The sequence below is a fragment of the Algibacter miyuki genome (genome assembly GCF_030409805.1).
GTDB lineage: Bacteria > Bacteroidota > Bacteroidia > Flavobacteriales > Flavobacteriaceae > Algibacter > Algibacter miyuki.
The window spans coordinates 131,327-156,093 of sequence record NZ_JAUFQP010000001.1 but is presented as its reverse complement, the minus strand read 5'-3'; the positions used below and the strand labels follow the sequence as shown (position 1 = coordinate 156,093).

Annotated in this window: 13 protein-coding genes; 6 read left to right on the top strand and 7 right to left on the bottom strand. The window is 33.3% G+C overall.

Going from position 1 to position 24,767, the window contains the following annotated elements; genetic code table 11:
- The first annotated feature begins 26 nt into the window (after nucleotides 1-26).
- From QWY92_RS00475 to QWY92_RS00460, 4 genes are all read left to right on the top strand, one after another.
- Nucleotides 27-1,811: an L-fucose isomerase gene (locus QWY92_RS00475; RefSeq protein WP_290267745.1), complete on the top strand. Its 1,785-nt coding sequence runs from the start codon at nucleotides 27-29 to the stop codon at nucleotides 1,809-1,811.
- A gap of 163 nt (nucleotides 1,812-1,974) precedes the next feature.
- Nucleotides 1,975-3,294 (top strand): FGGY family carbohydrate kinase, encoded by a 1,320-nt coding sequence (locus QWY92_RS00470; protein ID WP_290267743.1) that lies wholly within the window; start codon nucleotides 1,975-1,977, stop codon nucleotides 3,292-3,294.
- Between the two features lie 231 nt (nucleotides 3,295-3,525).
- Nucleotides 3,526-4,176 carry a hypothetical protein gene (locus QWY92_RS00465; protein WP_290267741.1) on the top strand — a complete coding sequence of 217 codons (651 nt, stop codon included), beginning with the start codon at nucleotides 3,526-3,528 and terminating at the stop codon, nucleotides 4,174-4,176.
- Between the two features lie 371 nt (nucleotides 4,177-4,547).
- Nucleotides 4,548-5,573, top strand: coding sequence for a LacI family DNA-binding transcriptional regulator (locus QWY92_RS00460; protein ID WP_290267739.1), 1,026 nt, complete (start codon nucleotides 4,548-4,550; stop codon nucleotides 5,571-5,573).
- A 143-nt stretch (nucleotides 5,574-5,716) separates the two neighbouring features.
- On the opposite strand, the gene QWY92_RS00455 is transcribed toward QWY92_RS00460, so the two are convergent.
- From QWY92_RS00455 to QWY92_RS00440, 4 genes are all read right to left on the bottom strand, one after another.
- The gene (locus QWY92_RS00455; RefSeq protein WP_290267737.1) at nucleotides 5,717-6,850 is read right to left on the bottom strand and encodes a T9SS type A sorting domain-containing protein; all 1,134 of its coding nucleotides are present in this window, start codon (nucleotides 6,848-6,850) and stop codon (nucleotides 5,717-5,719) included.
- A gap of 102 nt (nucleotides 6,851-6,952) precedes the next feature.
- Entirely contained in the window at nucleotides 6,953-8,881 is a 1,929-nt protein-coding gene (gene nagB, locus QWY92_RS00450) for a glucosamine-6-phosphate deaminase (RefSeq protein WP_290267736.1), read from the bottom strand.
- A 47-nt stretch (nucleotides 8,882-8,928) separates the two neighbouring features.
- Nucleotides 8,929-10,257, bottom strand: a complete 1,329-nt coding sequence (locus tag QWY92_RS00445; RefSeq protein ID WP_290267734.1) for a sugar MFS transporter — start codon at nucleotides 10,255-10,257, stop codon at nucleotides 8,929-8,931.
- Nucleotides 10,258-10,582: 325 nt separating this feature from the next.
- Nucleotides 10,583-14,650, bottom strand: coding sequence for a hybrid sensor histidine kinase/response regulator transcription factor (locus QWY92_RS00440; protein ID WP_290267732.1), 4,068 nt, complete (start codon nucleotides 14,648-14,650; stop codon nucleotides 10,583-10,585).
- A gap of 399 nt (nucleotides 14,651-15,049) precedes the next feature.
- Between QWY92_RS00440 and QWY92_RS00435 the strand changes: the two genes are divergently transcribed.
- Nucleotides 15,050-17,023 (top strand): beta-N-acetylhexosaminidase, encoded by a 1,974-nt coding sequence (locus QWY92_RS00435; protein ID WP_290267730.1) that lies wholly within the window; start codon nucleotides 15,050-15,052, stop codon nucleotides 17,021-17,023.
- A 123-nt stretch (nucleotides 17,024-17,146) separates the two neighbouring features.
- Nucleotides 17,147-17,890 (top strand): LamG domain-containing protein, encoded by a 744-nt coding sequence (locus tag QWY92_RS00430; RefSeq protein WP_290267728.1) that lies wholly within the window; start codon nucleotides 17,147-17,149, stop codon nucleotides 17,888-17,890.
- A gap of 148 nt (nucleotides 17,891-18,038) precedes the next feature.
- Here the strand turns inward: QWY92_RS00430 and QWY92_RS00425 are convergent, their stop codons facing one another.
- The 3 genes from QWY92_RS00425 to QWY92_RS00415 all read right to left on the bottom strand — a co-directional run bounded on the left by QWY92_RS00425 (nucleotide 18,039) and on the right by QWY92_RS00415 (nucleotide 24,275).
- Entirely contained in the window at nucleotides 18,039-19,529 is a 1,491-nt protein-coding gene (locus tag QWY92_RS00425; protein ID WP_158850857.1) for a RagB/SusD family nutrient uptake outer membrane protein, read from the bottom strand.
- A gap of 10 nt (nucleotides 19,530-19,539) precedes the next feature.
- The gene (locus QWY92_RS00420) at nucleotides 19,540-22,620 is read right to left on the bottom strand and encodes a SusC/RagA family TonB-linked outer membrane protein (RefSeq protein ID WP_290267723.1); all 3,081 of its coding nucleotides are present in this window, start codon (nucleotides 22,618-22,620) and stop codon (nucleotides 19,540-19,542) included.
- A 191-nt stretch (nucleotides 22,621-22,811) separates the two neighbouring features.
- On the bottom strand, nucleotides 22,812-24,275 hold the full coding sequence (locus tag QWY92_RS00415; RefSeq protein WP_290267722.1) for an aryl-sulfate sulfotransferase: 1,464 nt from the start codon (nucleotides 24,273-24,275) through the stop codon (nucleotides 22,812-22,814).
- Nucleotides 24,276-24,767: the final 492 nt, after the last annotated feature.

Genomic DNA, 24,767 nt, shown 5'->3' with positions numbered 1-24,767 from the left:
CTACTAAACTAAAAAACCAAACTAAAATGAATAGATTAATAGGTAGACTACCAAAAATAGGAATCCGTCCAGTAATTGATGGCCGTGAATTAGGGGTTAGAGAATCACTAGAAGTACAATGCATGGATATGGCCAAGGCCGCAGCCAAATTAATTGAAGAAAATCTACGTTTCCCAAGTGGAGAACAAGTAGAATGTGTTATTGCAGATACTACCATTGGAGGGGTTGCTGATGCTGCCGCTTGTGCCGATAAATTTAAACGCGAAGGTATCGAAGTTTCATTAACCGTTACCCCTTGCTGGTGTTATGGCACCGAAGTTATGGACACTGATCCACTGATTCCAAAAGCCGTTTGGGGTTTTAATGGTACTGAAAGACCAGGTGCTGTCTATTTAGCAGCTGCCTTGGCTGGTTATTCGCAAAAAGGCTTGCCCGCTTTCGGAATTTATGGCCGTGAAGTTCAGGATGCTGGAGACATGAGTATTCCGAAGGATGTAGAAGAAAAATTATTACGTTTTGCTAAAGCAGGATTGGCTGTAGCACAAATGAATGGTAAATCTTATTTATCTATAGGCTACAGCTCAATGGGTATCGCAGGTTCTATGGTGGATGTTAACTTTTTACAAGATTATTTGGGGGTACGTTCAGAATTTGTAGAATCTGTCGAGTTACTACGTCGTATGGATGAAGGTATTTATGACAAAGAAGAATATAAAAAAGCTTTAGCATGGACCAAAGCCAACTGCAAAGAAGGTAAAGATTACAACAGTCCTGATGCTCAAAAATCAGCAGAAATTAAAACTGAAGAATGGGAAAAAGTGATTAAAATGACACTTATTTGTCGCGATTTAATGATTGGCAACCCCAAACTAAAAGCCCTAGGTTTTGGTGAAGAATCTAAAGGTAGAAATGCCATTATGGGTGGTTTCCAAGGGCAACGTCAATGGACAGACTATCAACCAAATGCCGATTTTACAGAATCTATATTAAATTCATCTTTCGATTGGAATGGTATCCGTCAAGCTTTTGTCTTTGCTACAGAAAACGATTGTTTAAATGCGATTTCTATGTTATTTGGTCATTTATTAACCAATACAGCGCAAATATTTTCGGATGTAAGAACGTATTGGAGTCCAGAATCGGTGGAGCGCGTTACTGGAAAAAAATTAACAGGCATTGCCAAAGACGGTATTATTCACTTAATAAATTCTGGTTCTACAACTCTAGATGCAACCGCACAACAATCGGATGCTGATGGTAACCCAACCATGAAACCATATTGGGATATTACTGAAGAAGAAGCGCAAAAATGCCTAGACAACACCAAATGGCCAGCTGCTATTGGTGAGTACTTTAGAGGTGGCGGATTTTCGTCTCAATTTAAAACAAAAGGCACTATGCCTTTAACCATGTGCCGCATAAATCTTGTAAAAGGTATTGGCCCTGTATTACAAATTGTGGAAGGCTGGAGTGTAGAATTACCCGAAGACATCCATACTATTTTAGACGAGCGAACCAACCCAACATGGCCAACCACTTGGTTTGTACCAAGAACAACCGGTAAAGGTTTCTTTAAAGATGCCTATTCCGTAATGGCAAAATGGGGCGCAAACCACGGTGCTATTTCATACGGGCATATTGGTGCAGATTTAATTTCTCTAGCCGCATTATTACGCATTCCTGTAAACATGCACAATGTAGCCGATGACGATGTTTTCCGCCCAAGCGCTTGGTCTGCTTTTGGTGAAAACCTAGAATCGGCAGATTATAAAGCCTGTGCTACTTACGGCCCTTTATACGGGTTTAAATAAAAGATAAATCCTATTGAAAAATCAAAAAGGGTTAACAATTTAAACACTACGTTAATCCTTTTTTTTGATTTATAAATTCATATTCCTAACAAGATGTTACGCTTTCATTTAAGTTGAAAAAGCATATACAGAGGAAACGTTTCATTTTTAAAACCTAAAAGCAATGACACAGGTTATAGCCGTTTTTGATATTGGAAAAACCAATAAAAAAATATTCTTATTCGATAAAAATTTCAATGTTGTTTACACCAACTCCATTCGATTTGAAGAAGTGAAAGATGATGACAATTCCCCTTGTGATGATATAGAAGCCATTGAAACCTGGATACAAACAGAAATAAAAACGATACAAGACAAGCAGGACTATACCATAAAAGCCATAAACTTTTCTACCCATGGCGCCACCTTGGTATATTTAGATAAAAACGGAAAACGAATTACACCACTGTATAACTATTTAAAACCTTTAAATATTGACTTTAACCCGTTCTACGAATCTCAAGGCTGCGTTGAATCTTTTTCTAGAAAAACAGCCTCTCCCGCTTATGGCATGCTAAACTCCGGATTGCAAATGTACTGGCTAAAACAGAGCAAACCGCATTTTTGGAACCAAGTAGAAACCATTTTGCACTACCCCCAATATTTAAGCTATTTATTTTCCAAGAAAGCCACAGCCGATTTCACCTCGGTTGGAGCGCATACAGCCATTTGGGATTACGACACGATGCAATATCACGATTGGTTAAAAGATGAAAACATTCATTTACCAGAACCGAAACCGGGGAAAAACGCAGCTTTATCTGTTGTAAATGGGCAAGACATATTTATTGGTAAAGGTTTACACGATAGTTCGTCTTCTATAATTCCTTTATTGGAAAATAATAAAAGTACAGATAGAGAATTTGTTTTGCTTTCCACTGGTACTTGGATTATTTGCATGAACCCTTTCAGTAAAGAAACTCTAACCGAAAATCAGTTAAAAAATGATTGCCTTTGTTTTATGACGCCAGACAAAAAACAAATAAAATCGTCTATGCAATTTTTAGGGTGCGTGCATGAAGTTAATGCCATTGCTTTAAGTAATTATTTTGAAGTTGATAAAAGTCATTTCCTCGAATTAACTCTAAATAAAGCACTCTGTAACGAAATACTTTCAGCATCTAAACACATGTTTTTCCCGGGGAATATTCCGAATGATTTCAAAGGAAACTTAAAAGAACTTGACTCATTTAAAAGCTACGAGCATGCTTACTATCAACTTATTTTTGAAATAAGCCAACGCGTGCATCAAGGCATTGAGCGCATTTTAGACACCAATAATAATTTAAAAGACGTTTATATTTCTGGTGGTTTTAATAGAAATAACATTTTTGTTGAATACCTAACTCAAATGATGCCTGAACAGCATATTCAATTTCCGAAAGGTAAAAACGCGAGCGCTTTAGGTGCAGCCATGCTTATGAAAGACTATTTACACCAATAAATCTTACAGAAATGAAATGATCAAAGTTATTCCTAGAATAATTAATAAAATAGCAGATTAGAGAAACAAATTAGCGAATTTGAGCAACAGCTCAGCATGCTTTATAAATACTTTTGAATTCATTATTGTGATATATGCGTTTTATAAAAATATAAGAATGAGCAATTTCCGCTCTTAATTTCATAATAATAAAATAAGCTTTTAATACGAACGTAATTTTTATACTATCTAATGGATTTACGATTAAAAAACAAAGTTATCATTATTAATAGATGTTATGATGGTTTAACAAAACTTGAAGACGCGATTATTAATAAAATTATAAAAGCCGGATGTTCGCCCTATTTTATAGAAAATGATGTGCATGGACACATTGTTGTAAAACATTTAAACCGGGTTATTATTACCACCACCTCCATAAAAAATACTTTCGTTGCAGTTTTTAATATTCGTAAAAAAATAGATGTTGTAATAAGTAAAACAGATTATACCATCGGTTCTCTTAATGCGCCTCTTGAAAATGTATTAACACAGTTAGCTTTTAGTAAAAATTATCACCAATTAATTATGGATTGCGCTACGCCGTACCTGAATGCATCTCAAGGTAATATGTTGATATTAAATCCGAATGAAGACCAAATAAACACTTATGACCCCTTAAACGATTACTCAAATCTTCATAGTGATAACGGCGCATTATTTAACGTAAACCATCAACCGGTACCAAACAATAATGTTAAACAAAATATGGTTTATTTTTCTGAACAAACCATTGACAACCTTGATTTTCTAGTAAACCAATGTTTACTATTAATTTCCGGAAGGTCTATTTCAAATCAAAAAATAATTTATAAAGACAATAGGGTTTTATTTTCTAATTAAGAAGTTTACATTAAATTAGAACTCACAGGTATTATTTATGAGTTCTAATTTTATTAATTTTTAAGTTTAACACCCAGTAATTCTTTTATCATTCAACTGAAAAAACATTAACTAGGCTTCTTCAAAAGCGTAGTTTACTTTTAGCTTGACTATTTCGTTTAAAATCAACAAAAAACCAAACATAAGCCTATAGAGAGTAATAAATTTTAAGCAAACGCTTGCATAACTATTTCTCTGTTTTAACTTTATTTATAAATTAAATTTGTTTAATTTGTATCGTTTTTCATTCGAAAAGTATAAATAGCTTAACTTTTTTACTTGATAACAAATTACAGATACCCTTTTAACAGCAAACGTTTGTTTTCATTAATATGAAGAACTCCAGAATCACCTTAAAAGATTTAGCCAAAGATTTAAACCTATCGCCCTCTACCATTTCTAGAGCTTTAGGAAACCATCCAGCTATCAGTGATGCTACAAAAAAGAGAGTGCAAAAAATGGCTGAAGAATTAGGATTTACACCTAATTCAATCGCTTCTAGTTTTAGAAAGAAAAAAACACAAACCATTGGCGTTATTGTGCCTCGAATTGATATTCATTTTCACTCGTTAGTGATTAGTGGCATTGAAGAGTTTGCATACAATAATGGTTATAATGTTACTATATTTCAATCTAAAGATTCACTTAAAAGAGAAAAGGAAATTGTAAAAATTCTTCAAAACAAAATGGTTGATGGCGTTATTGTATGTTTAGGCATAGAAACCAAAACTTGCGATCATTTTAAAAAGATCAATAAACTTGGTATTCCACTTGTGTTTTATGACCGCGTACCAACTGATTTTGATGCAAATAAGATCATTATTAACGATTTTGAATCGGCGTATTTAGCTACTGAACATCTCATAAAAAGTGGATGTAAACGTATTGGGCACATTTCTGGTAGCCAAACCACCACTATTTTTAAGGCACGTTTAGAAGGATTCAAAGCTGCTCTTAAAAAACATCATATTCCTATAGAAGAGTCTTTAATATTATTTACGAATAACCTGAGCTATGACGAAGGTGTAAAATGTGCCGAAAAATACTTGAAAAGCGACCTAAAACCAGATGGCATTTTTTGTGCGAACGATTATACAGCCGTAAGTGTCATTCAAGTATTTAGAAAAGCTGAAATAAAGATCCCTGAAGATGTTGCTATTGTGGGCTTTAGTAATTATCCTATTTCTAAAATTATAGAACCTCATTTAACAACCATTAATGACCGCGCTTTTCAAATGGGAGAAGCCGCAACTAAATTATTAATTCGTCAAATTGAGGAAAAAGATGACTCTATAACATCTGAAATTATCACCCTGAAAACAGAATTGATTGTACGTGAATCTAGTACTCGAAATTAAATAGCTTCCTGAAAACAAAAAAAGCCGGTAAAAATTTTACCGGCTTTATAAAATAATTCACATAACATTTAAAGAGCATTAAGTAGAAAAACCAATGACTAAACTCAAAATTAAACAGCTCTTAGTTAGCAACTTACTTTAATCTAATTTTTTAATATTTTTTTTGTTTCTACTCCTTTATCTGTATCCATTTTCAAAAAATATAGTCCCTTATTAAACTGAGTAAAATCAATTTCTTCAGCCTTAGTTTCCATAAGTAATTGCCCCATATTATTGTAAACCATTATGCTTTTTACATTGTTAAGATTTTCAATATAAAGCGTGTTTTTAACAGGATTAGGATAAACCATCACATTATTTGCAACGTCTTGAACACCTGTGGACAGCGTTACATTTTCATTAAAACTATAAGCAAAATAAGTGAATCCGGTTAAATTTATGTTATTAGTCCATGCCGACGATGCATTCATCCAATCTATTGTAAAAATATCTTCCGCAGCACTCATAGAGTTACTAAGTAGCCAATTTTGCATAAAATTTGGCTCTGATGAAAAAATAATAGACACATCTAAACCTGGTGTACCATTAGCAAAATCAATCAGTCTGTCTTTCGCATAACTAAAACTCGTATTAGGATTAGCAACATAGGCATGTAAAAGTAATTCATCTAAATGATCACCCAATTCTTCTGCCTGAGCTGTCGTTGGCCACCCTAAATAAGCTTCTGTAGTTATAGGATGAGAATTATTATGCGCCAAGCTTCTCATATCATCTAAAATTGAAAGTACAAACTTAAAGGCACCATCGTTAGAACAAGGATATTCCGTTGATCCCAAATACGTATTACAGTAATATCCTCCTGGACCAACTGCACTATCTCCCCAATATTCAAATTCTAAATTATAAACATCAAATTTATCAGTAGCATTGGTTCTACTATTATTATAAGTGTTTATTACATTGGTAAAAAACCAAGCATTTTCTGCTACAGCACCAACCGAAAGCACGCCATAATTTGTTTTAGCCTTAGATATAAAGTCTGCTAAAATCTGATTTGATGAAACATTTGATAAGTTATGGCTACTATTTACAATATGAAGATCATACAATAATAATTTTTCTATTCCATTAGTTTGTGCGTAAGACAATAAATTGTTTTCGGCGGTTTCATCTCCTAAAATAGATGCAAAACCATTAACGTACATGGATCGAAGTGCACTTGCTTCGAAAGCAAATGTTAATACTATTAGACAAGTTAAAAATAATGTTCTCTTCATATTTACTGATTTTTATGGTGGTTATATATTATTCAATACTTAATTTTTTAATTACTAAAATGTTGTTTCTAGTTATAGATATTCAAAACAGATATAATTGTTCTAGAATTCCCATCTCACAAAAGCTTCCATAGCTGCGTAGTGTGATAAACCTAATTGATGGTATAAATCGGCAGTTTCTCTGTTTCTATCTTCTGCACGTTGCCAAAACTCTCTACTATCGGTTCCTTGAAACACCACGCCATCTTTTTGAGATTGATGTTTAAAAATACCTTTACGTTTTTCAAGAACTTGATCTGGACTCATAGGTATCGCCATTTCAATTTCATCAATCCCCCATTCTTGCCATGCTCCACGGTATAACCACACCCAACAGTCGTTCATAAATTTCTTCGGTTTTAATTCTTTTACAGCTTTAAAAATAGCATCTAAACATACTTTGTGCGTGCCATGTGGATCGGCTAAATCGCCCGCTGCAAATATTTGATGCGGCTTAATTTTTTCGATTAGATCCATGGTTATTTGAATATCTTCTTCACCTAAAGGATTTTTTTCAATAGTACCCGTTTCATAAAATGGTAATTCCATAAAATGAATTTGAGCATCGATAAGCCCAATAAAATAAGATGTAGATTCAGCTTCTCCTTTTCTAATTAAGCCTTTAATGTATCGTACCTCAGGAATATCTATTTCACTTGCTTTTTTGTTTTTAAGAAAGGCTACCGCTTTTTTGTAGATGTTTTCGGCCTCTGGACTTTCTATTCCAAATTTATCATTATAATCGCATACAAAACTTGCGAAACGTAAGGCTTCATCATCGGCCACAGCTATATTTCCAGATGTTTGATATCCTATATGCACTTCATGACCTTGTTCGTGTAAGCGCTTAAAAGTACCTCCCATACTAATGATATCATCATCGGGATGCGGACTAAATATAAGCACTCGCTTTTTTGCTGGTTCGGCACGTTCTGGACGTTTGCTATCATCTGCATTCGGTTTACCTCCAGGCCAACCCGTAATAGTATTTTGTAGTTTATTAAAAATTTTAATGTTTATATCGTAAGCAGGTCCAGAGTCTGCCAATAAATCACTCATACCGTTTTCAATATAATCGGCATCGGTAAGCATTAAAATAGGTTTCTTTAAATGAAGCGCTAAACCTAATACCGCTTTACGTATCAGCTTATCGGTCCATGTAATTTTTTCTACAAGCCAAGGAGTATTAATACGTGTAAGTTTAGAAGCAGCTTCTTTATCTAAAACGAAAGTCGCGTTATTATGCTCTTGCAAAAATGAAGCAGGTACTAAATTGGTTACAGGTCCTTCTATAGATTGTTTTGCAATATTCGATTTGCCTTCTCCCCAAGCCATAAGTATCACTCTCTTGGCTTCCATTATCTTTTTAACGCCTAAGGTAATAGCAGTTCTTGGCGTATTGTTTAATCCTGAAAAATCACCACTGGCCGCTACTCTAGTGATATGATCTAAAGCGACTAGGCGTGTTTTTGAATTTTGTAATGACCCCGATTCGTTAAATCCGATATGTCCATTACCTCCAATACCCAATATTTGTAAATCGATACCGCCTAAAGCTTCTATTTTTTCTTCGTATTGACTACAATAAGTAGCGATATCATCGTTTGACAAAGTCCCATCTGGTATATGATAATTTTCGGGTAAAATATCCACATGATTAAAGAGTAACTCCTTCATAAACCGCACGTAACTGTTTATAGAATCGGGCTCCATTGGGTAGTATTCATCTAAATTGAAAGATATAACGTTTTTAAAGCTTAAGCCTTCTTCTTTATGTAAACGTACTAATTCGGCATACAATCCTTTGGGTGACGAGCCAGTAGCTAACCCCAAAATACATGGTTGCTTTTGTGCTTGTTTCACACGTATGAGATCTGCAATTTCTTTCGCTACAGCTTTGGACGCTGTGTCTGAATTTTCAAAAACTATAGAACCTGCACTTTCAAACCTTTTTTCAAAATCTGTTGATTTATCTATATTACTTTGTAACATGGTATTTATTTTATGTTTTCTTAATTATATATTGTTTTCCGTAGATCTTATTTTTTTGACCAACTTTTATATTTGTGTCCCCACATGGCAAAAAACAGGATTAATGCGTAACACGGTATTAATATCCAATAGCTATGCGTTGCTGCTGTTGCCAAAGCTTCAACCTCATTAACACCGCTAGTGATTAATTCTAGTTTATTTGCATCCACAATTCTTCCGTATAACGGAGGAATAATGGCGCCACCTGAAATGGCCATAATTAATAACGCAGAACCTGTTTTTGTAAATTTTCCTAAACCTTCCAGTGTTAATGGCCATACCGCCGGCCAAACTAGAGCATTAGCAACACCTAAAGCGGCTACAAATAAAACAGACAAAAACCCCGTTGTTGATAAGATGCAAATACTAAAAATGATACCTAAAGTCGCACTTATTTTAAGCGCTGTGCCTTGTTTTAAATATTTAGGAATTAAAATAACACCTATGGCATAAGTACAAACCATAGCGAACAAGGTTAAAGTGGTAAAAAACTTAGCATCGGCTGCCGGAAATCCTAATGATATTCCATAGGCAATAATGGTGTCTCCTGCTATAACTTCGGCCCCTACATAAACAAATAGCGTTAAAACACCCAACCATAAATGTGGGAATTGGAAAATACTTGTTTTTGATGTAGCGCCTTCTTTAGCGTCTTCTATTTCTTCGGCCTCTACCTGTGGTAATGGCGCTTTTCTAATTAACAATCCTAACACAGCAAGTACAATAGCCATTACTAAATAAGGCATAAAAACACTGTCTGCCATAGTATCTAAAAGCACTCCTTTTTCTTCTATTGATACCGTACTTAGTTTTTCATTTACTTCGTCAATTCCTGAAAGCAATAAAGCACCAAATATGATAGAGCCTAAAGCACCAGCTGTTTTATTTGCAATCCCCATTATAGCGATACGTTTTGCTCCACTTTCAATAGGGCCTAAAATGGTAATATATGGATTGGCTGCCGTTTGTAATAAAGTCATTCCTACACCTTGAATAAAAATACCTGTTAAAAACACCCAATACGTTCTTGCTTCAGCTGCTGGAATAAAAACTAAAGCACCAATAGCCATAATTATTAATCCTAAAGACATCCCTTTTTTATAGCCTATTTTATTTAAAATCCAAGAAGCTGGTAATGCCATAACCACAAATGAGATATATGATGCCGATGCCACAAAATATGATTGTGCATCTGTTAACTCATTAATGGTTTTCATAAAAGGAATTAACGCCCCATTAATCCATGTAACAAAACCAAATATGAAAAATAAACTGGCTATAATTATAATAGGAACTAAGTTGTTCTTTTTAGAAGTTTGAGTTGGTGATGTTTTCATAGATGCTTTTATAAGGTTGATTTGTTTTTACCTTTATTTGTAAAGCTCAAATCTATTAAACATCAATAAAAAAATAGGATGAAATATTTTCCAAAACATACCGTCATATTCGTAAAACCCCGAAAATTGTGGTTAAAATAGCCTAGAATACTTTTTCTTATATAACAAGCCGTAACCTTTGGTAGATTTTTTTTATTTAAAAAAAAACGCCCTAAAAATTCAATAGTGCTATTTCTTGAATTCCTTTAAACATAAAGCATGTTTAGTTTTAGAATAAAAACAAGGTTATAAAGTAGCCGTACTTAACATGTTCTAAAAACTGCAATTAATTCGTTTTATACAATTCATATTTTGTTAAAAATGCTTCTAAATCAATATTTCCTGCTTCCTTTTTAAAAACTGTTGGAGTCATTTTAAATTGATCTTTAAAACATTTTGAAAAATATCTTGTATCATTAAAACCAACAGCAAAACAAGCTTCAGATACATTATATTTATTTTGAACCATTAAAACTGCAGCTCTTTTTAAGCGTAATAATCGAAACAATTCAGTAATTGTTTTTCCTGTTAATTTTTGACAATTTCGATATATATTAGAATAACTCATCCCCATAATACTTGATAGACTTTCGAGTTTAAAATCGGCATCTTCTAATTTTGAATTTAAACTAGAAATCAAATTTTCTAAGAAAATAGAATCTTTAGATTTTTCTGAAATATGCTCTGGCGTGCTTAAATATTGTAAACTTGCTTTTGAGGATATTCTTTTATTTTGAGCTAAAATACTATTCACTTTTAAGTGTAGCTCGTTTATATCAAACGGTTTACTCATAAATTCTATAGCACCATATTTTAAACCTTTTAATTTATGCGCCGTTGAATTTTTCGCTGTTAAAAATATAATTGGAATATGAGAAACATCATTGTCTTTTTGTATAATTTCACACATTTCCAATCCATCCATAACAGGCATAGAAATATCTGAAATAATAATATCTGGCAATTTTTGCTTTACAATTTCAAGGCCTTCTTTTCCATTGTAACCGGAGTAAACGTTATAATTTTCATTAAAAACTTCACATAAAAAATGTTGCATTTCATAATTATCTTCAATAATAAGTATGGAGTCTTTTTTTGAATCTATCTTTTTAGTTGTGCTTTCTAAAGTATTATTATCTGAAGTTGAATTAGTAATGGCTTCATCTAAACCTTCAATCTTTTCATCATCAGAATATTTAGCTTCATTTAGCGGTAATACAATAGTAAAAGTAGACCCTTTACCTTTTTTCGATTTTACATTGATCTCGCCTTTATGCAGACTTACCAGCTCTTTTACAAAAGCTAAACCAATACCCATACCAATTTTATTACTTGTTTTTTTCGCTCTATAGAATAGTCTAAAAATGTCATCATATTCCTTTTTTGGGATGCCATAACCTGTATCGTTAACCGAAATCTCAAACATTTCTGTAGCTTCATCTAAACGTGTTGATATTACAACGCGCCCTTCGGATGGTGTATATTTAAAAGCATTTGACAGTAGGTTGTAAATCATGTGCTCCAATAAATCACTATCAAACCACAGTTTATACGCTTCAGTAAAATTATTTATTTCAAAATCAATTCTTTTAAAACGCGCTTGCTCTTGAAATGAATCTGCAATTTCTTTAACTTCTTTAATAATATCCTTTTTAAAGACTCTTAATTTTAACTGCCCAATTTCTTTATTTCTAACCGTGGTTAACAAATTGGCAATTCGAGATAATCTTTTCGCGTTATTAAAAATAACTCTAAGTCGCTGGTTTAATACGGCGTCTTTTTCTACTTGTGGCTTTTTCAAGATATCTCCAATAGGCCCCATAATAAGGGTTAATGGCGTTTGTATTTCATGAGACATTTTGGAGAAAAAATTCATTTTCTCGTAATAAATTTTCGATTCTTGTTCGTTTTTAATTTTTTGACTAAAAAGGTTTTTTCTCAACAAATACCATTTATAAATACCATAAGCTACGGCACAAAAAACAACAAAATAGAGCAAAAAGGCTAACGGATGCATCCAAAGTGGCGGATTAATAACAATTTTAATCGATTTTACAGGAATATTCAAATTCTCATTTACTGTGGCTGCTTCCACCTCAAAATCGTATTCACCCCAAGGAATATTGGTGTATGACGCTATCCGGTTTTTCTTGGTAAACTTCCATTCATCATCAAATCCTTTTAATCTATATTTATATAAATATTTTGCATTTAACACGGTGCCTACCACAGAAAACTTAAATGAAAATGAAGATTGATTATTTTTTAACTCAATTGCTTTCGTGTTTTCAATACCTTTCTCAACCTGATCTGGGATGATTAATGATGCTGGCTTATTTAAAATTTCAATCGCGTTTATATACAGATGCGATTTGGTTGATACTTTAGATATTTTTTCAGGATCAAAACCATCTACTCCATTCAGTCCTCCAAAATATAAAAAGCCTGCTGCGTCTTTATAAGCACTTCTTTCTACATAATAGTCACTAAAAAAACCATCGGCTTTTGTGTATTTCACAAGGCTTGAGTCTTTTACATTCAAATTCCATAACCCACTACTAGCACCTAACCACAAACTTTCTGGATGTTCCATTAAAATACTATGAAACGAAATATCGTTAATTAATTGGGTATTATTAAATTCCTTATATAATTTACTTTTAGTATTAAATATATGAATTGCCCCGTGTAAATCTATTAGCCAAAGATTACCGTTAGTATCTGAAACCATAGAAACAATGGAGTAATAATCACTTTCATTGTTTGTGTACGAAAACTTTTGAAATGTTGAATTGTTGAGACTTTCAGTTTCATTTAACATAAAAAGTCCACCACCATCAATACCCATCCAAAGTTTTTTATTATCATCTTCTACAATAGATCGAATTAAATCACCATCAAGCCCATTTTTCCAAAAAGGAAATGAAGCTATTTTTTCTTTTTTAGAATTATATACAAATAAAGCAATCTCGGAGCCTACCCAAATTCTACCTTTTGAATCTTTAAAGGTTGTTAAAATATCTATCGCATGTTTTCCTTTAGCGTCTAAAACAGGAATTTTTGAAATTTCAGCTTTCTGGAAATCATAAAACCATAAACCGTTTTTGTAAGTGCCAACCCAAACATTTCCATTATCATCCTCTGTTATTGATTGTACATAAGCTCCTTCTAAATCCTTATTATTAACTAAAAACTGCTTTTCCTGCCCTGTTTTTAAATTTCTTTTAGTTAATCCTTTTCCATCGGTTCCAATCCAAATATTAGCATGTGTATCTTTCAAAACAGATAATACACGTGCGGAAGTATTTTCTATTAAACCATTATGGTGAAATATTTCGTTAGGTGTATTTACCAGTATATTAATATCTCCAAAATTTGAAATAACCCACAAGTTTTTATAAGAATCCTGATTGATATCAATTATAGAATTAGTACTTAAAGACGATTTATCGAGAGGAGAATGCCTATAAAGCATTATTTCTTCGTTTTTAGGATTAATTTTATACAAGCCTTGCCCATCAGAACCAGCCCAAATAACCCCATTATTATCGCAAAAAAGAGACAGAATCATATCTTCTTTCAAAACGTCTATCCCGTCTCTAAAATATGAAAGTTGTTTAAATTTATTTTCAGCTAAATCATATTTAAATAGCCCCATAAATTTGGTCCCAATCCAGAGGTCATTATTTTTATCCAGACTTAAATACATCACTCCTGGTTGGCTATTGAAATCTGCTTTTAACTCACTTAATCTATTGTTAGCGTATTGCAGTAATTTACCATTATTTAAACTTAAGTACAGCCTATTCGCGTCATCAACTTCTAAGTCTATGATGTTTACGCCATAATACACAGGCTCTGTAACAGATAAAACATAGTTAAGCTCTAAGCTTTTGCTATCTAATAAATAGAGCGTGTTAAAAAAATCGGTAACATATATTTGTTGCTTTCTTACAAATATGTTTTTTATAGAAACATCCTTACCTGTTTTAGAAAAAGATTTATTTAACTGAGAATAACGTCCGTTTCGCTCCTTTCGAGCCAATAAACCTTTAGAGGAAAGCACCAAAAGATTGCCTTCGGTATCCAATAAAACCTTTTTTATTTCATCATTGATATTTGTACCGTTAAAAATGGAATCCATGGAATGAAACCAAAACTCATAACCATCATATTTTAAAACGCCTTTACTTTGAGACATCCATATATAACCTAAAGAATCTTGAACGGTATGTTTAATAGTTCGATATCCGTTATCTATTTCGGGAGAAATATGAAAAAAAGAAATTTCATTTTGACCAGACAAGCTATTTATGAGTAAATTAAAACAAATAAATAAATAGAGCTTTTTCATGTCAAAATTTTTCTACGAATTTGGGCATTTCTTATCGATTATCAAACAAAGATTAAGACAAATATTAAATTTATTTTAGATAAACATTTTTACTTACTAAAAGTATGAATATGAGTAATGATATGGGACTAGAATGCATAAATACTAATACATCTAACCTTTTTGAATAATAATTACCTCATTTTAAACCTTGTATTAAATTACTTTTACATCTAAATTCCCACATGCCAAACGGCTATAAAAAAATGATTATAATTTGAAATAAATTCTAAATTCAAAGACAGAAAACTTGCGCTCTCAAGCTCTTTTAATTTCAGGCTCTACTTCGTTAAAAACTAAGACCAACAAAATTTACTAAAAAAAATCACCACGATGTTAAACTATAAAAAATCAAAAATAATGACATATCTAAAGAAAAAAATACTAATACTAAGCTGTCTGTTTTGTTTATTAAGCATACAAGTTTCGGCGCAATTAAACTTAATCCCCTACCCTAATAATATTAAAGTGCATGACGCCACTTTAGAACTAAAAAAACTTAAAGTAAGTTACGATGCGGGTTTAAAAAACGAGTTTGAAACCCTACAAAAATTAATGAGCACATTAAATATAAACGTAGAAGAGTCAAAACATGCAAATATTGAATTATTGTTAGTTGAAAATAAATATAAAGACCTCGGAAACGAAGGTTACAATCTAGAAATTAATACTAATAAAATTGAAGTTTCAGCAGCGAAACCTGCCGGTATATTTTATGCTTTGCAGACCTTAATGCAATTGCAAACCATATCAAAAAAGGGCAAATTATTAATTCCTTGTGTTTCAATTGAAGATAATCCTGCTTTTAAATGGCGTGCCTTTATGTTGGACGAATCTAGACATTTTAAAGGCAAACAGGTTGTTTTTGATATGCTAGACCAAATGGCCAAATTAAAAATGAATATATTTCATTGGCACTTAACCGATGATCAAGGTTGGCGTATTGAAATTAAAAAATACCCGCTATTAACTGAAGTTGGAAGCATTAGGAACAACACGCAAATAAATGGTGTTAAAAGCGATAAAAGAACCGGTGAGCCTCATTCTGGTTTTTACACACAAGAAGAAATTAAAGAAGTTATTGCCTATGCGCAAACCAAGCACATCACTATTATTCCTGAAATTGAAATGCCAGGGCATGCTTCGGCAGCCATTGCAGCTTACCCTTGGTTAGGCACTTTAGACGAACCTATAGAAGTACCTGGTACTTTTGGCATTTTGCCTAATATTTACAATGTTACCAACGACAGAGTGTACACTTTTATAGAAGACGTTTTACAAGAAGTTATCAATTTATTCCCGAGTAAAATTGTGCATATTGGAGGTGATGAAGTGAAGTTTGGTCAATGGAAAAACGATAAAGACATTAGTGATTACATGGCTAAAAATAATTTGAATACATTTTCAGATGTACAAATTTCATTTACAAATAAAGTCTCCAATTTTATTGAAAGTAAAGGTTATAGAATGATGGGATGGAATGATATTTTAGGTGAAAATTTACACCAGTGGCGAGAAGGTGAAGAAAAAGAAGAGAACAACCAAAAACTTGCAGAAAGTGCTATTGTTCATTTTTGGAAAGGTAGCCGAGAACTTATGCTATCTGCTATTAATAAAGGGCACGAAGTTGTAAATTCTACACACAGTTACACTTATCTTGATTATGATTTTAACTCAATATCACTTGATAAAGCTTATGGATTTAATCCTATTCCGGAAGGCATTGATACCGCTTTAGAAAAGAATGTTATCGGACTTGGTTGCCAAATGTGGAGCGAATGGATTCCTAAAGTATCAGATCTTTACAGACAAGTTTTTCCAAGAATCGCAGCTTATGCTGAAGTAGGTTGGACTAAAAATGAAAATAAAAATTTTATAAGGTTTCAACAAAACCTAGAAACGGTTAAAGCTAACTGGGAAAACTCGCCTTATTTTATCCAAGGCTCAAGCAACCCCGATTATGTTGATGTGGTATTTAACGTAAACATGAATGACTCGCCTTATTTTAAAGACATTCAAGGAGGCCGTGAGTTCCTAACACTTGCTGGTACATTTACAAACTCACATTCTGGAGCTAAAGAACATTGGCACGCGAATGGCGTTACCTTAACCGACTATGATTACGACGGTATTTACACGGGCCACAGGCTTCTGCCTAAAAACAGCACTGTACAATTTATTCTTTTAAAATCACCAGAAGGAAGTTGGGACAACCACATAAAAATTCCGGCAGACAGCTCTTGCGAAAACCTCTCATCAGACAAAAACTATAAAGTTAATATTAAAGAAGACCATTTAAAAATAGATTTTACAGCAGGAAAATGCCTAAACTAATCCTCTCCTAAAATCTATTAAATCATACATCAAAATAAAAAGGTAAGGCATTCATTTTTAATGGATGCCTTACCTCGTTTAGGCTTCTAATCGAATTCAAACTATTCTATTAAAAAATAAAAAATGTTTCAAAAAACAAATAAAACGTTGCTATCCATCACTTTTATGGTTATCTCCTTATCAAGTTGTTCTTCCGTATTAAAGGGTAAAACAAATAAAATTTCAGAAAAAACAAATAAAAAAGAGAACATCACTCGCTGGGATTTCAATACTATGACCGGTTGGATTGATGGCTCTCAAAACATGAAGGGTTTAATCAATTACGAAATAAATAATAGCGAGTTAATGATGACTGCCAGAGCTAATACCTGGGACAGACCTAAAGTAAGAACTGTGGATAAAACATACAACGTGGGGAAATATACTTGGCGTGTTTTTGTGCCCGAACTTGGCGTTGGAGATATGGCCAGTATTGGTGCCTTTATATACCATGATGACAAGCATGAATTGGATTTTGAAATAGGTTACGGTTCTACTGCTGTTAGGCAAAGTTTAAATGCAGAACCAGACGATGTTATAGCATATATGACTTCGCAGGCACTTCCGTTTCAATCCATCCCGAAAAAAATAAAAAGAAACCAATGGTACACTTTAGACATTGATTTACTTCTGAAAAATGATAAATATGAAGTTGTTTGGTATATTGATAATACAGAAATGAACAGATTAAGCCTTAATTACGGAGCCGAATACCCTTTTACTATTTTTTGTAGTGTTGAAAACTTAAAGTTTATAGGAGACCATATACCTAGCCAAGATAATTACGGACTGTTTGATTATGTTGAATTTGAAGCATATCTACCTTAACCTTTGATTTTGGTAAAACCAAAGCTCTAAATAACAGCTAAATTAGCTGCTGCTTATTTATTATCATGACCTTATTTCTTCTTAAAAAAAATCACAAAAAAACCTCGAAGATATGTCTTCGAGGCTTTTTCTTGCTATTAACTATTTCTTAGTTCCCTAAGTTTGGATTTAAATCTGCTTCTGAAGAAGGTATTAAAGCCCACGGTTTAGTTTCATCTATTGTACCAATTACCGGTAAATCTAGCGCATCTTTATTAGCTGCTACTTCTGCGATAATTTCGGTTCTAACCATATCAAACCATCTAGAATATTCACCAGCTAACTCCCATGCACGCTCATCAACAACATCTGCTTGCGTAGCACTAGTAACATCTACCGATGGATCGGCAACGTTTACAGGCTTACCTGCGGCTCTTCTTTTAACTTTATTTAAACTCTCTAATCCTTCAGAATTAGTAGGCCCTGTAGACATAATTGTTGCCTCGGCGTGTGTTAATAATAATTCAGAATAACGCATTAAATAAGCGTTTAAGTCTGGTCCGCCACCATCATAACTAAACTTTCCGTCAATAAGTGTGCCCTTCCATTTTGCAAAATAAGGGTGCTTATGTAAACTTTCTTGCCATGTAAGCGTTCCGCCACCTTCAACAGGAAATTCTGTAGTAAAGGTTGCATCTTTTCGAGGCCCTTCTGGGAAACCATTAAAAAATCCAATTTCAGTAAAGAAATCTTGCCATCCTGTTTCTTCGGCACTTGTAGAACCAACAGATTTCCAGTTTCCAAAGGTCCAACCGCCACAGCTGAAGCATAAGTTTATTGCAAAAACACTTTCTGAATTATTTTGAGTTGTTGGATCGTTCCATAAATCGGCAAAATTATTTACCAATGCATACGGCCCATTATCTATTACATTTTTTGCCTCGGCAGCAGCTAAAGCGTAATTAGCTGTGTTTTTTAAAGGAAATCCAGCACTTGTTAAGTAAACATGAGCAAGGTATGATTGAGCAGCCCATTTTGTTGGTCTACCTGGCTCATCGCCCCATGATGCAGGAAGTAAAGTTTTAGCTATAGTAAAATCTGATATAATTTGATCGTATATAGCTTCAAAAGAAGCTTTCTCTTCACGTCCTGTAACGGCTGTAGAATTTAATAATGGAACTTCACCGTAGGTTCTTACTAAAAAGAAATAAGCTAATCCGCGAAGAAAATGTGCTTGACCCGCAGCATTATCTAATTTTTCTTGAGACGCACTTACCTTTTGGTAGTGGTCTAATACGGTATTGGTTGTTAAAACCATTTTCCACCAAGGATTCCAGTTTTGCGCTTTCACATTACCATTATCAGCATCTGGATTAAATTGATCGTATTGTCTGAAATTATCTTTATTACCTGCGCCCCATGTTGTTAAATCGTCACCTCCAAAATAAGGTATCTGACCATGAACATAAGTAGCAAATGATAGTAGAGAATTGTATTGAGCAGTTACAGCTGCATCTAAATCGCCCTCTGTTTGGAAAAAGTTATCAGCCGTTAATGTACCGTCGGTATCTGGCTCAAGAGATTGGCATCCATTTAATATAAATGTACCAGCTGCAACCAATACTAAAAAACTAGTTTTAAATATTTTATTATTTTTCATTGTGTTTTATTTAAAAATTAACATTAATTCCCACAGTAACTGTTTTTGTATTTGGGAATACACCATTATCAACACCAGGGTCAATATCACTTCCACCACCACTTGATACTTCAGGATCGAAACCACTGTAATCTGTCCAAGTCAATAAGTTTTGACCACTTACATAAACTTTAGCTGAAGATATGCCAATGTTTTTTAATGTTTCAGACGGTAAATTATAACCTAAGCTTATGTTTTTCAACCTAATAAAAGAACCGTCTTCTATAGAAAATGTAGAAATAGGCTTAACCGTACTATTTAATCTCGGAATATTAGTGTCTGTATTTGTTGGTGTCCAAGAGTTTAAACTATTCGGATTAGTAGAATGTCTAGATATAGCACCCCATCCATAAGTACTCGTTCCTATAGCGTTATAAATTTCATTTCCTTGTAAAGATTGTACGAATATGTTTAATTCTAAACCTTTATAAGTAACGTTATTATTAACACCAAAAACAAAATCAGGGTTTCCATTCCCCATGATTGCTCTATCGTTTTCAGCATCTATAATGTTATCTCCATTAAGATCTTTATAAGTAGCATCGCCTGTAGTTGGGTCTGGTCCAGTGTACTCATAACCATAAAACGAACCTAATGCTTCGCCTACTTTAACAATAGTAACAGCACCTGAGAATGAATTGTAATCGCCACCAAGTTCAATTTGATCTAAGCCATCAACCAACTCTAATACCTTATTCTTGTTTGTTGAAAAATTAGCTCCAATTTCCCAAGAAAAATCTTTAGTTGTTACAGGATATGCGTTGATAGAGAATTCAAAACCTTTATTTTCTACTGCAGCTGCATTTACCCATTGGTAAGTTGAACCTGTATAGTTAGGCAAGTTTCTTCTCATTAATAAACCCTCTGTCTTTTTATTATAATAATCAAATGACCCACTAATTTTTCCATTCAAGAAAGCATAATCTAAACCTATATTGGTTTGTTTCGTTTCTTCCCAAGTTAAATTTGGATTTGCTGCTTTTTCTGAAGGCGCAATACCGATAACGATACTAGAATCTAGATTTCCACCAAAAACATAATTATTACCACCAGTTGTTAGAAATGCATGAGCAGCTTGAGTATCTACTCTATCACTACCAGTTACACCCCAACCACCTCTAAACTTAAGGTTACTGATGATATTATCTCCGAAAAAATCTTCATTTGAAATGTTCCAACCTAATGAGAATGAAGGAAATATTCCCGTTTGATCATTTAAAAATTTACTAGACTTATCTGCTCTTATAGATCCTGATAATAAATAACGATCATCAAAACCATAAGTTACTCTTCCTATGTAAGATTCTAAACTACTTTTACTTGCTCCAGACTCCACTCTTTGGTTAGATCCTAAGCCTAAATTATCTGATCCTACGTTAGAGTTTGGAAAATTTTCAGCATAAGCACTTGTTGATCGTCCTTCGTATTGAGACTGTTCAAATATAAAATCGGCAGATACATTATGCTTATCATTAAAAGTATTAGCATAAGTCAATCTATTGGTGTTTTGGTAAGAAAGACCATCACCTACGTCGCTAGTTGCTGTGTTTCCATTCTGAATACGTGCATCTACATATTCTCTATAATTACTATAACTACTACTTGCTCCTAAAGCCACATTTAAGTCTAAGTTATTTGCGATTTTATAGTTTAAAGCTATTCTCGACTGTAAATATTTACCATAAGTTGTACGATCTGCAACACTTGCTAAAAACAGCGGGTTTTGCCCTTGATTAGCGACATTATTAATTGTAAACAGGTTATAATCGCCATTCGTATCATAAACAGGCGTTGTTGGATCGAATGTTAAAGCTACAGCCATTAGGTTTCCTGCACCAAATGCAGAAACACTATTTGTGCCATTTTCGCGTGTATCACTGGTAGCAAACACGCTAAAATCTACGTCTAACTTATCATTAATTTTAGCATCAATATTAGCTCTAAAACCAAATCGCTCGTATTTTGTATGTTTTATTAAACCTTCCTGTTTTGAATGATTAGCAGATACGTAATACGAAACACTTGGTCCACCACCGCTAAAAGCTAACTGGTAATTGTTTGTAATTGCTGTTTGAAAAATTTCGTCTTGCCAATTAGTTCCTCCATTAGCTTGTAATGCTGCTATTTCTTCATTTGAATACGTAGCAGAACCACCTTGTTCAATATTTTTCTTATTAACTAATTCAGCAAAATCGGCTCCATTTAAAACATCAAATTCACCTATTGGATCTCCTATAGAAACGAAAGAATTAACCTCTACTGTATTTTTGCCTTCCTTACCTCTTTTAGTTGTTATAATTACGACACCTCCAGAAGCTCTATTACCATAAATTGCTGTAGCACTGGCATCTTTTAAAACACTAATCGTTTCAATATCTTCAGGCGCTAAATTTGCTGTACTTCCACCAATAAAACCATCGATAACATAAAGCGGATCGTTGTTTCCAAATGAGCCTGAACCTCTTACACGAATTTTAAATCCGCTTCCAGGAACACCATTATTTTGAGTTACTTGTACACCAGCTAATCGACCTTGTAAGGCTTGATCTACAGACGTCATAGGTTGACTTTCAAAATCGTCAGCTGAAATTTGAGCAACAGCACCGGTAAGGTCAGATTTCTTTTGAGATCCATACCCAACAACAACCACCTCATTTAAACTTGTGGCATTCTCGATAAGCTTAATATTCAATTGCGTTTTCCCTTCTACTGAAACTTCTTGAGTAGTAAATCCTACAAAAGAAACAACTAATACAGCATCTTTACTTTTAAGGTTTAAACTAAAATTACCATCAAAATCGGTTTGAGCACCATTTGCCGTGCCTTTTTCAACAATATTTGCTCCTGGCAACGGTTGGCCATTAACATCTACAACAACCCCAGAAACTTGAAGCTCTTGTTTAGAATTCTCATTTACGTTAGAAGCGCTAGCTAAAGCTTCTGGATAGATAAATTTATCATCATTAACTGCGATTTTTGCATTTTGGGATGTTAGTTTCTTCGGCGTTATACTAAATACCGAAAAGCAGCATAAGAAAATGAACGTTCTCATAAGAAGCTTAAAAAACTGATTTCTTAGAAGAAAACAATTTTTAATTGATTTAATTTTCATAAATAGACATTGAATTAAGTTAGTTAAACATTTGATTATTTTTACATTATACTAGAGATTACCCCTATTTTGTTGAGATGTTAGTATCTCGATTCCTCTTTTTATTTTATTCTTATTTATTAGTTTTATTTCTATTTTACGTATTCACTACTATCATACATTTCATCCATATATTCTGCTCTATACAATTTGTAACTTGTTTCTAGTTGTCCTAAATAGTTTCCATCTAAATCAAAATAGTACACTCTCCTTTTATCAGATGAGCAAAACATAACGTACTCGTTGTCTAGGAGATAAGCACAACCTTTTACTCCTGAATAAAATTCTTTAGGCATCGCAAAATTAATTTGAGGCGTTGCGGTCATGTTTGTTTCATCAATGGTGAATGATTTTACCTTTGGAATAGAATCGCTAAGGCCGTTATCTAACAGCATAAGATCTCCTTGACTATTGATATGCGCCGCATGTTGCCCATAAAACTTCAAACTATCGGGTAAATTAAAATCGCCATCTTCACCGCCTAGTTTCCATATCAGTTCTCCTGATTCTCCATCTATTTTCCATACTTGATTAGTGGTTCTAAAAGAGATTAAGAAATCTCCGTTTTCATCTTGCCATAAAGAATTTGCATGAAACCAATCTTTCCTTTTATCCATGATACCAGGATATGTTACGGGGTCCATTACATCAAATACAGACCACTCCCAAACTTTATTTCCTTCTTTATCAATAATGATAATACCATCTCCAATAATGAGTTCTTCAGCGGTTCCTCCTACAGAAGTTAAGTCGTAAACCTCCTCCTCATACGTTAGCGCCATGATGTTGTTATCATTATCATGTCTAATTTCATGATGCAGAATTTTATCTAAACCTTTGTCGCCTTTTGCGCCTTTTTGAGTTCTAAAAAGAATATTACCTTTTAAATCAAATTCAGCAATTTCTTCCCCTCTGGTATATTTGGTTGCATTTACACTTAATATGGTTAGAACGGTATTTTGATCTGTCCAATTTGCCACTTTGATACTTCTAGGTACTTCATGATACCATACCAAATCCATGTCATTATCTATAAGAAATAAATAACCTGGAATATCTAAAGAATGGCTCGACATGTACCCCTTAAACACATTTTTCACTAGAGTACTATCCGTTTTGGGATGGTTAAAAGGCAAATAGTAAGGAATGGAATTTGTTTTGAACTCTTTTTCGTCGCTATAACTTTTACAATTATCATTTTGAGCCACTACAACGTACTTATACGCCGTATTTTGTTTCAGGTTCATTAAAAGAATTTGATGCTCCTTTTTGTTTTTTGAAACTTGGCTGTAATAAAATTGTTTTTCATTTATACTATCCAAATCATCTTTTCTATCAATCCAGTATTTAATGTAAACATCCAGTGCTTTTTCTGTGTTTACAAGAACTTCATATTTTAGTATATTATTTTTAACCGGATTCATAGACACCGTCCCAATATCGTGAGGGGTTACACAAACTCCCTCCCACTTGTTCTCTTTTTTACAAGCAAAAAAGCAAGACAATACAAGAGCTAAAACAATACAACTACGCTTACTTTTATTCAAATTTTTCATACTATTTACTGGAATTTCTATACTTATAATACATACTATTAACTTTGAGGTGAGACTAAATAATAGGATTTTTCAATAATAACAGGTTCTTCTACAACATCATCTTTGCTTGATGATCTTCAGGATTACTTCTTATTAATTTGTAAGTTTTCATCATCTTATTCTGTTTAAAAGTGAATTAATTAAGAAGCTCCTTTCTATTAAAGATTAAGCCTTACGCACTACTAAATATTTCAAAGCAAATAACATCTCTGTTATCGTTTTGTAAACTTACTGTTATGAATAATTACGAGTGTTGATTTATTCTGAAATTAGGGGAGACATATTCGTACAATTATACTTACCACCCATAAACTGTGGCATGAACAACCTAACATAAGCCAATTGCATAGCCATGTTCTATTTTTTAAATTATAGAACTTATTACGTTTTTTGATTAAAAAGAAGGTTGTTTTAGAGGTGTTCTACGGAATAATTTTTATTAAAAAACGG

What these genes read in the sequence shown, in the direction of transcription:
- QWY92_RS00475 (WP_290267745.1), top strand. Translation starts at nt 27, where the DNA reads ATGAATAGATTAATAGGTAGACTACCAAAAATAGGAATCCGTCCAGTA.
- QWY92_RS00470 (WP_290267743.1), top strand. Translation starts at nt 1,975, where the DNA reads ATGACACAGGTTATAGCCGTTTTTGATATTGGAAAAACCAATAAAAAA.
- QWY92_RS00465 (WP_290267741.1), top strand. Translation starts at nt 3,526, where the DNA reads ATGGATTTACGATTAAAAAACAAAGTTATCATTATTAATAGATGTTAT.
- QWY92_RS00460 (WP_290267739.1), top strand. Translation starts at nt 4,548, where the DNA reads ATGAAGAACTCCAGAATCACCTTAAAAGATTTAGCCAAAGATTTAAAC.
- QWY92_RS00455 (WP_290267737.1), bottom strand. Translation starts at nt 6,850, where the DNA reads ATGAAGAGAACATTATTTTTAACTTGTCTAATAGTATTAACATTTGCT.
- nagB (WP_290267736.1), bottom strand. Translation starts at nt 8,881, where the DNA reads ATGTTACAAAGTAATATAGATAAATCAACAGATTTTGAAAAAAGGTTT.
- QWY92_RS00445 (WP_290267734.1), bottom strand. Translation starts at nt 10,257, where the DNA reads ATGAAAACATCACCAACTCAAACTTCTAAAAAGAACAACTTAGTTCCT.
- QWY92_RS00440 (WP_290267732.1), bottom strand. Translation starts at nt 14,650, where the DNA reads ATGAAAAAGCTCTATTTATTTATTTGTTTTAATTTACTCATAAATAGC.
- QWY92_RS00435 (WP_290267730.1), top strand. Translation starts at nt 15,050, where the DNA reads ATGACATATCTAAAGAAAAAAATACTAATACTAAGCTGTCTGTTTTGT.
- QWY92_RS00430 (WP_290267728.1), top strand. Translation starts at nt 17,147, where the DNA reads ATGTTTCAAAAAACAAATAAAACGTTGCTATCCATCACTTTTATGGTT.
- QWY92_RS00425 (WP_158850857.1), bottom strand. Translation starts at nt 19,529, where the DNA reads ATGAAAAATAATAAAATATTTAAAACTAGTTTTTTAGTATTGGTTGCA.
- QWY92_RS00420 (WP_290267723.1), bottom strand. Translation starts at nt 22,620, where the DNA reads ATGAGAACGTTCATTTTCTTATGCTGCTTTTCGGTATTTAGTATAACG.
- QWY92_RS00415 (WP_290267722.1), bottom strand. Translation starts at nt 24,275, where the DNA reads ATGAAAAATTTGAATAAAAGTAAGCGTAGTTGTATTGTTTTAGCTCTT.